This window comes from Ferruginibacter sp. (assembly GCF_031430955.1).
Classification (GTDB): Bacteria; Bacteroidota; Bacteroidia; order Chitinophagales; family Chitinophagaceae; genus Ferruginibacter.
Map to the genome: position 1 here is coordinate 1 of NZ_JANPCM010000626.1, position 8227 is coordinate 8227.

Annotated in this window: 8 protein-coding genes; 4 read left to right on the forward strand and 4 right to left on the reverse strand. The window is 37.3% G+C overall.

The window, feature by feature from the left end; translation table 11 throughout:
• The 3 genes from ACY65O_RS17725 to ACY65O_RS17735 form a co-directional block, all read left to right on the forward strand.
• A partial coding sequence (locus ACY65O_RS17725) for a histidine phosphatase family protein (protein ID WP_462222192.1) occupies positions 1-426 on the forward strand: 426 nt, incomplete at its 5' end.
• A gap of 247 nt (positions 427-673) precedes the next feature.
• Positions 674-1813: a nickel-binding protein gene (locus ACY65O_RS17730; protein WP_462222193.1), complete on the forward strand. Its 1140-nt coding sequence runs from the start codon at positions 674-676 to the stop codon at positions 1811-1813.
• Between the two features lie 132 nt (positions 1814-1945).
• A complete protein-coding gene (locus tag ACY65O_RS17735) occupies positions 1946-2443 on the forward strand; it encodes a group I truncated hemoglobin (protein ID WP_462222194.1) in 498 nt (165 codons plus the stop codon).
• A 231-nt stretch (positions 2444-2674) separates the two neighbouring features.
• Here ACY65O_RS17735 and mgtE read toward each other — a convergent pair whose 3' ends face one another.
• The gene (gene mgtE, locus ACY65O_RS17740) at positions 2675-4066 is read right to left on the reverse strand and encodes a magnesium transporter (protein ID WP_462222195.1); all 1392 of its coding nucleotides are present in this window, start codon (positions 4064-4066) and stop codon (positions 2675-2677) included.
• Between the two features lie 69 nt (positions 4067-4135).
• Here mgtE and ACY65O_RS17745 point away from each other — a divergent pair, with 69 nt between their 5' ends.
• Complete coding sequence (locus ACY65O_RS17745; RefSeq protein WP_462222196.1) at positions 4136-4519, forward strand: SET domain-containing protein-lysine N-methyltransferase; 384 nt, start codon at positions 4136-4138, stop codon at positions 4517-4519.
• A gap of 49 nt (positions 4520-4568) precedes the next feature.
• Here ACY65O_RS17745 and ACY65O_RS17750 read toward each other — a convergent pair whose 3' ends face one another.
• The 3 genes from ACY65O_RS17750 to ACY65O_RS17760 form a co-directional block, all read right to left on the reverse strand.
• On the reverse strand, positions 4569-6131 hold the full coding sequence (locus ACY65O_RS17750) for a hypothetical protein (protein WP_462222197.1): 1563 nt from the start codon (positions 6129-6131) through the stop codon (positions 4569-4571).
• A 235-nt stretch (positions 6132-6366) separates the two neighbouring features.
• The gene (locus ACY65O_RS17755; RefSeq protein ID WP_462222198.1) at positions 6367-7443 is read right to left on the reverse strand and encodes an agmatine deiminase family protein; all 1077 of its coding nucleotides are present in this window, start codon (positions 7441-7443) and stop codon (positions 6367-6369) included.
• 79 nt (positions 7444-7522) lie between these two features.
• Positions 7523-8227, reverse strand: a 705-nt coding sequence (locus ACY65O_RS17760; protein WP_462222199.1) for a carbon-nitrogen hydrolase, incomplete at its 5' end; no start/stop codon positions are given.

Genomic DNA, 8227 nt, shown 5'->3' on the forward strand with positions numbered 1-8227 from the left:
CTAACCACCAACGGTAATAAGAGGGCAGGTGATTTAATGAGGACTTTAAAAAATAAAAACATTAAACGCATTTATCTTACGCAGTTTAAACGCACCCAAATGACTGCCGACAGCATGCGTTTGCAATTAGGTATTGATACCGTGCATTACAACGCTGATGAAAACGGCATAGACCTTTTTAATAAAATTGCAGCGCATGGCGATTTTAATAAAACCATATTAATTGTAGGGCACAGTAACACCGTGCCGGATTATATTAAAAAAGCCGGTGTAGCCAATTATCCGCAGGCAAATATTTTGGATACGGAGTTTGATAATTTGTTTAAACTATGTTACACCAGGAGGTTTGTTGTTGGCGCATGGAGGGCTCATATAAAGCAGTGGAAATATGGAGTGGCATCCGGAGTGAGTGGGGTAATGCAATAGCGGAAAAGTTTGTTTAAATAGCCTGACACTTTAATTATTATCTAAGTTGCTCAGGAAATTTATTTATCTTCTTCCAAAATGCATTTCAATATTTATGGCTGGGTAAATATTTTTTTTAGTACAAATATTATTTAGTGATTCAATTAATGTTAAACACATAAAATACAACTTAACTTAAATACTGGTGACATTTACGGTAGCGGTGTTTTTTGTAAACCATTTACTACAGCATTTTAAAAATAATTGTATGCCAATTTATATGGATCGCCACGATGTTTCCGAAACAGTTACAGCAGAAAATGTGGCACAATTACACCAGGAAGATTTAAAAATTCAAGAAAAATTTGGTTGCAGGGGATTAACTTATTGGTTTGATGAAAAAAGAAAAACTGCCTTCTGTTTAATTGAAGCGCCTGATGCAAAGGCTATCCAAAAAATGCATAATGAGGCCCATGGCCAGGTTCCGCACAGGGTGATAGAAGTAGATGCAAGCATAGTAGAATCATTTTTAGGTAGAATTGAAGATCCGGAAAAAGCGCAAAACACCGTATTAAATATTATTAATGATCCTGCTTTCAGAACTATAATGGTAATAGAGTTAAAACGATCATCGCTTTTACAGAATGATGCTGCTCAGTTTAAATTGTCATTACATAATTACAGTAACGCTGTGCTTAACCTGGTGAATGTTTATGACGGGCAACCCGTTAAACTAAGCGAAGCCCATTTTTTAGTTTCTTTTAAATCGGTCTCCAATGCCGTGCATGCTGCTCTTGATATTCAATCGTTGTTAAAAGAATTTGTGAATGATATAAATAACGATAAAATCCGTTTAAAAATAGGATTGAGTGCCGGAGTGCCGGTGACTGAAAAGAAATTGATTTTCGAGGATACTGTAAAATTAGCTGAACGGATGTGTACAATCATTAAAGGCAAAATTATAGTTTCATCAGAAGTTAAAGAATTATACAATAGCGAAAATTCAGATGCTTTATGCGAAGGAGAAAACATATTTTCTCTTACGCAAACAGATGAAAAATTTCTGACCCTTTTAATGGACTACACCGAATCTGCCTGGAGCAATACAAATTTAAAAGTGGATGATTTTAGTAAACCTATGGGGTGTGGCAAATCTCAATTGTATCGTAAAATGATCTTACTCACCGGTAAATCTCCCAATACTTTTATTAAACACTATCGTTTAAATGAGGCTATAACATTATTGAATAAAAATATCTGCAATGTTTCAGAAATTGCATACCTGACAGGCTTTAGCAGCCCGTCCTATTTTTCTAAATGTTTTCAAAAAAGATATGGCCATTTACCTTCCAATTATTTACCTGCAAAATCCAGGTCACAGTTAGGGGCTGGCTATTTCGGAATTTGAATTAAAACTACCAGTATTTGAACTAAACGTTGTAGTGTTCAAATTTATATTTTTTTAGTTTTGGTAATGGCAATCAATTATTTTAATGTGCTCATACATTCTATTCACCACCCATCAATAAAATATAAAATAATGAAAAAGCTACTTTTATCCGCTTCTTTGCTGTTGGCAATGGCTACTACGCAAAGCTTGACTGCTCAGTTATCTAATAAGAAACCAACGAAAACCATTGATAGCGCCAGTAACGCAGTTATGGCAACTAAAACTCTTTTTCACCGGCTGGGGGGTACCGCAGGTATTACAGCTATTGTTGACGATGTGGTGGAGGCTCATATGAATAATCCTGCAATCAGTGCAAGGTTCCTGATTTACAAAGAGCAACCGGAAAAGTTAGCGGTTATAAAAAAACATACTATTAATTTTTTTAGCGCCGGAAGTGGTGCCCCGGTAACCTACACTGGCAGAGACATGCCTGCCACCCATAAAGGAATGAATATAAACCCAACTGAATACATGCATGTGGTTGATGACATTATGAAGGTGCTGGATAAACATAAAATTGATGATGAATCTAAGAAAGATGTGCTGGCTATTCTTTGGTCGTTGAAAGACATGATAATTGCTAAATAAATAATTTTAAAAGAATTCAAAATACAAAGCTGTCTTTGATATAAAAAAATAGCATCAATATTTCTATACAATGCCAACTTGGTTAAGTCAATAAATGGAGAAGCGTAAACACACAACCTTGCATTGCCAAACAGGGGCAAAAGGAAGCAATGGTTCAACTTTTATTTATAAATTTAGCTACAGTTAGCCGGATTTATGTAATTGTGTGTTACCACTTAGGTAATAAAGGAATTACAACAATATCCCCTGCAAAAACAAATACGCCACCGAAAAATAAATGATCAAGCCTGTAACATCAACCAATGTGGCAACGAAAGGTGCAGAGGAAACTGCAGGGTCAGCGCCGCATCTTTTTAATATCATAGGTAACATAGAGCCGCTTAATGTGCCCCATAATACCACACCTACTAAAGAAAAACCAACTGTTAGGCCAATTAAAACCTCGTGTGCCCCATATAACCCGGGTAAGATTTTTGCCCAAATAATTACCCGTGTAAAGCCAATTAAACCAAGCACAGTTCCCAGCATTATACCCTGTATCAGTTCTCTGCGTATTACACGCCACCAATTGGAAATAGTAATTTCTCCCACAGCCATAGCCTGAATAATTAATGTAGAGGCTTGTGAGCCGGTATTGCCACCGCTTGAAATTATTAATGGGATAAATAATGCCAGCACCACAGCTTTTTGTATTTCATCTTCAAAATAACCCATGGCAGTTGCTGTAAACATTTCACCCAAAAACAACACTACCAGCCAGCCAATTCTTTTTCTAAATAATTTAAACAAGGGCATTTCCAAATACGGTTCGTCCAATGCCTGCGTACCACCAATCTTTTGCATGTCTTCGCTGTATTCTTCTTCCGCCACCCAAAGCACATCATCAATAGTAATAATGCCAAGCAATTTATTACTCTTGCTAACCACTGGCAGGGCTACACGGTTATTCATTTTAAAAACTTCGCTGGCCACTTCCTGGTCATCCTCGGCATGTAAAGAAATAAAACGGCCATCCATTAAATCACTCACTTTTTTATCCGGCGAAGCCATAATAAAATCCTTTATCCTTATATCATCCAAAAGTTCGCCTTTATCATTTAAAACATACAACACATCAATTGTTTCGCTGCTTTTGGCATAGCGGCGTATGGTGTTAAAAACATCTTCCACACTGTCGTACTCGTACACATACACATAATCGGGTGTCATTAAACGGCCTACACTATTTTCGGGGTAACCCAAAAGCGACAATGTTATTTTTCTTTCATCGGGGTTTAATGTTTTTATTAATTCTCTTACAGCATTACCGGGTAATTCACTTAAAAAAGAAGTGCGGTCATCGGGTGGTAATTCATTTAAAAGTTCGGCAGTTTTAAATGGTGGTAAATCTTGTATGATCCTTTTTTGTGTGGGCAGTTCTAAAATTTTAAAAACACTTACTGCACGGTGGATGGAAAGGTGGGAGATAATTTGATTTTCAAAATCTTCATTATTATAAATTAAATCGGCAACATCGCTGATGTTCTGATTATTTAAAAAATCCTGTATCTGCAATTTATTTTCTGAAGCAATTACTTCATCAAATTTTTGTTGCAGTGATATTTCTTCCAATTCCAGTGCCATAGGTACTTTGTTGTTAAATTTGCCCGATAATAATTTGCAATTTACCCATTTTAATCTTAATCAAAAGTTATGCTTAAGCCGTATTTGTATTTAGATAAAACCAGTTACGCAGGAAGGGGCGTTTTTACAAAAGAAAAAATTTCGGCTGATATAATAATTGAAATTTCGCCGGTCATTGTTATGGATAATGATGACCGTATTAATTTAGATAAAACCAAATTACACGATTATATTTTTGAGTGGGGAAAAGCGAAAGATAAATGCTGTATGGCATTGGGGCTAGTACCGATGTACAACCACAGTTACAAAAGCAATTGCGAATACATAATGGATTATGAAGAAGATGTAATGATAGTACAAACGGTAAGGGCTATTGAAAAGGGAGAAGAGCTTACTATAAATTATAATGGCGACTGGAACGATGAAAATAAAATTTGGTTTGATGCAAAATAAAAAGTGCAGCAAAATTTTGCTGCACTCTTACTCTCATGTGTTTATTATATCAATTAGTAAAGCCGTGGCCTGCGGCTATCCAGTCTAATATTTTTTGTTTATCTGTAGAAGATAATTGAGCATTGGGAGCAGGTGGCATTGAAGTAGGCGCATCAACTGCTCTTGCTTTAATACGGTCCCAACTGTTAACTATAGTGCAATCAAACGTAAAATTTAATCCGCCGGTTGGGCTGGAGCCGCTATGGCAACCACTAAGAGCACAATTGGTTTGCAGCACCGCTTTTACTGCAGTAAAGTTAGTGCCGGCGGGAGTTTCAGTAACTGATGCAGTGCCTGTTTTAATACAACCATCAACATCTTTAATGGCAATGTTGTAACTGTTTACTGCCAGGCCGGTAAAAATATTTGAAGCCTGAAAAGTACCAGTGTTTAGTTGATAAGTAAAACCTGTGCTTCCGCCTGCCGTAATTGTGATTGACCCGTTACCTGTTGGCGCACATTTATCGGAGCCGGTTGTTGCTGCACTTATGGTTAAAGTTTTACCACGGCAGGGGTCTGTTGTTACAGTAAAACTTTGTGTTTTTAAACAACCATCCACATCTTTTGCAGTAACATTATAAGTTGCTGCTGCTAACGAATTAAATGTACCGGATGCCTGGAATGCACCATTGTTTAATTGATAAGTAAAACCAGTACTGCCACTTGCTGTTGCTGCAATTGCTCCGTTAGTTGCGCCTGCAGCCGGGCCAGCACTTGTAATAGTTGCCGTAACAGTTATTGTTTTTGCTGTACAAATATCATTTACGGTAAAGCTTTGTGTTTTTAAACAACCATCCACATCTTTTGCTGTAATATTATAAGTACCCACTGCCAATCCTGTAAAAGTACCAGAAGCCTGAAATGCGCCGCTGTTTAATTGATAGGTAAAACCAGTGCTGCCGCTTGCTGTTGCTGCAATTGATCCGTTAGATGAACCAGTACCTGCATTTACGATGGTTGCTGTTATCGTAATTGTTTTTACAGCGCAAATATCATTTACTGTAAAGCTTTGTGTTTTTAAACAACCATCCACATCTTTTGCTGTAACATTATAAGTGCCTACCGCTAACCCGGTAAATGTACCCGAAGCCTGAAATGCGCCGGTATTTAACTGGTAAGTAAAACCTGTGCTGTTTGTTGCTGTTGCTGTTATTGATCCGTTAGATAAACCCACACCTGCATTTACAATGGTAGCGGTAACAGTTATATTTTTTGCAGCGCAAGGGTCAGTAACGGTAAATGAATTTGAACCCGTGCAACCTTCAGCATCTTTTGCTGTAACGGTGTAGGTGCCTGCAGCCAAGCCAGTAAAACTTGCACCAGCCTGAAATGCTCCGGTGTTAAGCTGATAAGTAAAACCAGTGCTGCCGGCGCCGGTTACAGTTATGGAACCATTTGACAATCCAGTGGTGGTATTTACAACGGTACCTGTTACCGTAATGGTTTTGCTGGCGCAGGGGTTTGGGGCAGGGGGTGGAGTACCGCCGCCTTTATCGCCACAGCCATTTATAATTAATAATGATGATAGCAAAAAAAATACAAGAAGAGAAGTGATTTTTTTGAATACGTTCATAAAATGCAGGTAGTTTTTGGTTATGGTTAAAATGCCCGGGTTACTAAGAAAAATTAATACTAAGTCTTTCTTAGCATTTCTCTTATTTATGTCTCAAACGAAGCTTTTATAAAACTGGTTGCCTGATAAAAATTAAATAATTTTAAGCAGGTATAAATTAAGTTGCTGGCTGTGGCAAAGTGGCCATTAATGCAACTGTATTTTTTTATTAAGAAGGCAGCAATTTACTTCTTAATTACACCAATGGTTCCTGCTGGCTCATGCAATGAAAACTGCCGAGACCCCAAATAATTTCTGTAGAATCTATGCCCACTACTTTTCTTTCGGGAAAACAGGATTGTATTATTTGCAAAGCTGTATCATCTTTAGCACAATTAAATATGGGTACAATTACTGCATGATTAGCAATATAAAAATTGGCGTACGATGCCGGTAATCTTTGCTCATCATAAATAACGGCGTTGGGCATAGGCAACTCTGCAATATTTAATTGTTTGCCATTTAATAAACGCATTTTTTTTAACTGCTGTAAATTATCCTGCAACAACTTATAATTTTCATCATTTTTATTTTCTTCCACCACAGTTAATACAGTGTCTTCATTTGTAAAGCGAACCGTATCATCAATATGTCCGTCGGTATCATCACCCACAATGCCATCGTTTACCCAAAGTATTTGTTCGGCACCATAATAATCACATAAATATTTTTCTATCTGCTGCTGATTTAAATGCGGATTACGGTTAGGGTTTAATAAACATGCAGTGGAGGTTAATATCGTACCCTTACCATTAAATTCAACTGAGCCGCCTTCCATTACAATTTTAGGATAGTAAACAGGAATGTTATAATGTTTTCCAATTAATGTTGGTATCACATCATCTAAATCGTATGGCGGATATTTATTACCCCAGGCATTATAATCCCAATCCACAATTATTTTTTTATTTTCTTTTGCATCAGGATTAATTAAAAATGCAGGACCATGGTCACGGCACCAGGCATCATTAGTTGGGTGAAAAAAGAATTCCACTTTAGAAAGATCAACATCAGCATTTTGTAAATGACCGATTGCAAAATTTTTCATCGCTTCATCGTTTACATTGATGCAAACTTTTTCTCCTTTAGTAAGTTCTTTAATAAACTGGCTGTAATAAGGAAATATGGTATGTATTTTACCCGGCCACGATGCTTCTTTATGCGGCCAGCTTAACCATGTTGCGCTGTGTGGCGCAAATTCAGCAGGGAAGTAGTAGCCCCCATCCCCTAAAGGGGAGTTATTCGATATTTCTACTTTTTTTTGAGGAGCCATTTTTATATTAAAGTTTGCCTTTTATTATTTTCAATTTTATTATACTCTTTAAATAACTCCCCTTTAGGGGATGGGGGCTTTACTCATCAATATATCTCTTCGTTATCGGCTGATACGAATCAATTCTTCTGTCTCTTAAAAAAGGCCAGTGTGTTCTGTAACGGTCAGTTTGTTTTAAATCTAACTCCATTATTTTTATTTCTTCTTCCTCATGCGATGCCTTGTATAAAATGGTACCGAACGGATTACTTACAAACGATCCGCCCCAAAATTTCATGGCGCCATCCTGCTCTAATCCCACACGGTTTACACTTACCACATGCACACCGTTTGCAATAGCATGACTGCGTTGCATAGTTTGCCAGGCATTGTATTGTTCGGTATTAGTGACTTCATCCTGCGATGTGGCCCAGCCAATTGCTGTGGGATAAAATAAAATTTCGGCACCCATTAAGGCAGTAATTCTTGCAGCCTCGGGATACCATTGATCCCAGCAAATTAAAATGCCAATGGTGGCGAATTTTGTTTTAAAAACTTTATATCCTAAATCACCCGGAGTAAAATAAAATTTTTCGTAGTAAGCAGGATCATCAGGAATATGCATTTTTCTGTACTTACCAATGTAAGTTCCATCTGCATCTAAAACCGCTGTTGTATTATGGTATAAACCTTCAGCTCTTTTTTCAAATAAAGATGCAATGATTACAACGCCTAACTCTTTGGCTAAAGCGCTTAAGGTATCCGTTGCCGGACCGGGAATGCTTTCTGCCAGTTTAAAATTTTC

Excerpts from the sequence above, each read along its gene's own strand:
- ACY65O_RS17730 (WP_462222193.1), top strand. The coding sequence starts at position 674 with ATGCCAATTTATATGGATCGCCACGATGTTTCCGAAACAGTTACAGCA.
- ACY65O_RS17735 (WP_462222194.1), top strand. The coding sequence starts at position 1,946 with ATGAAAAAGCTACTTTTATCCGCTTCTTTGCTGTTGGCAATGGCTACT.
- mgtE (WP_462222195.1), bottom strand. The coding sequence starts at position 4,066 with ATGGCACTGGAATTGGAAGAAATATCACTGCAACAAAAATTTGATGAA.
- ACY65O_RS17745 (WP_462222196.1), top strand. The coding sequence starts at position 4,136 with ATGCTTAAGCCGTATTTGTATTTAGATAAAACCAGTTACGCAGGAAGG.
- ACY65O_RS17750 (WP_462222197.1), bottom strand. The coding sequence starts at position 6,131 with ATGAACGTATTCAAAAAAATCACTTCTCTTCTTGTATTTTTTTTGCTA.
- ACY65O_RS17755 (WP_462222198.1), bottom strand. The coding sequence starts at position 7,443 with ATGGCTCCTCAAAAAAAAGTAGAAATATCGAATAACTCCCCTTTAGGG.